The 1,640-nt window shown below is 56.2% G+C and carries 2 protein-coding genes; both read right to left on the bottom strand.

Annotated elements, in window-relative coordinates; genetic code table 11:
- A partial coding sequence (locus tag GO013_RS16615; RefSeq protein WP_163813140.1) for a hypothetical protein occupies positions 1-733 on the bottom strand: 733 nt, incomplete at its 3' end.
- Between the two features lies 1 nt (position 734).
- The coding region (locus GO013_RS16610; protein WP_163813138.1) for a hypothetical protein at positions 735-1,640 on the bottom strand (906 nt) is incomplete at its 5' end.

The following is a 1,640-nucleotide window of genomic DNA, read 5'->3' as shown; positions in this document are numbered from 1 at the left end:
GGGTAGCCCCATGCCCGATAAGCGCATGCAAAATCGCAGCACTCCCAGACAAGGACACATTTTGTAACAAAATTCGATAGTCATACATCGTACCATCAAGACCCGTTGCTTCGAACGATGCTCCACCAAACGCCGCAAGCCAGTCGCTCACAGCAGTCCACATATAGTCTTTTGGCGGGTCAACCGTGATTAAATTACCACTCTCATCCCATGATAGCGTCTGCCCTTCTGATCCACGGGCGAGCCGCTTGGGCTTCCCATCCTGACCGCCCGCAATTATGTCACCGCGCGCGGAAATGATACTCGAACTGATTTTGCTGCCAAGAGCCTCAGCTTGAGTGCCAAGAGCCTCGGCCAGGGCGTCAATGGCTCCCTGTACGTTTGAGGCGGACAGTCCAACAGTTGTCCCGGAGTATGCGTGATTGTCCGCATCGAGGTAGTACGCTGGTGCTTGGCCACCCAATGCCTCCGCATTGAGTGCTGTGGCTGGTGTCGTAACAACTCCAGTGTCAGGGTTGATAGCCATCAGCGAGATATCCGCGACACCAGTCCACACCTTGACTGTCCATGCTGTCGCAGTGTTGTCATCGATCCACATCTCGCCAACCTGCACGTCAGAGGGCCTTACGTTGCCCTTGCGGCAACTGGCCAGCGATTGCAACATGCCAAGCAACTCGGCGATCATCTCTGATCCACCAAGAGGGGCACCGGTAAAAGAGAGTGATTTTTGCATGTTAGTATCCTTGAGCTATATAGTTGATTGTCCGCGCCGCATAGGTTCCGGACGCGTTTTTGATCCGAATCACACATCTGGTCTTTGACAAGCCAGTCAACTCCACGTCCTCACCGCCAACAGCTCCGACAATTTGACACACCACGGACGGGGTCACGTTAAATTGTGTGTCAAACACAACCGTCAATCCAGAGGCTGGCACGACCAGATTGTCCCGACGCTCGGTGCGATCCGGGACATCCACGGCAAAGGCAAACTCGGTCAAAATTGGGGCAACGTCAGCACGGTCACTCGATATATCGATGCACAACCGATACTGCTCGGCATAGTACGATCCCGGCACAAAATTGCGCCATCCCGTCCACTCTCCATCCCGCATCGTGTCAATACGCACGGTTGCATGGATATATTGGCCATACCCGCCATACAGGTCGAATATTGCATACACATCCGGCACCCCATACATGTCGTCGTGGATGCCGTTGCCATACAACAGATAATCCACTGACACGGTACACAGGGCCGGTGTATCCAACTGCACAATGTGCTCAGCCGGGATCACATACCGACCAGGGACAGCAGGATCGGACAGGGTGACATATCCCTCCTCGACGCAGGCCGAGCCATCAAGAGACCCGGGCCACCCGAGTCCGGCCTCGTCATACGTGGCCAACACGTTGGCCACCAATCGCCCGGAGCCGTCCACCACGACCTGAGTTGGGTTGTCGGAGTATGCGCCACCGGCCACGGCCTTGACCATGTACGTGCCGTCGGTGCCCACGGGATACGATAGCTCGCGGGTCTGGCCGAGCGGCATGGCCGTATCCCACAACACCCCTTTGCGGATCTCGTAATGGACCTGCCGCCAATCCACCACAGCATCCCACGCAATAACGCCTTGCCCGGA

The organism is Pseudodesulfovibrio sp. JC047 (genome assembly GCF_010468615.1).
In the GTDB taxonomy this organism is placed as follows: domain Bacteria; phylum Desulfobacterota; class Desulfovibrionia; order Desulfovibrionales; family Desulfovibrionaceae; genus Pseudodesulfovibrio.
Note: the sequence above shows the minus strand (reverse complement) of the source record. Positions and strands in the feature narration are given on the sequence as shown.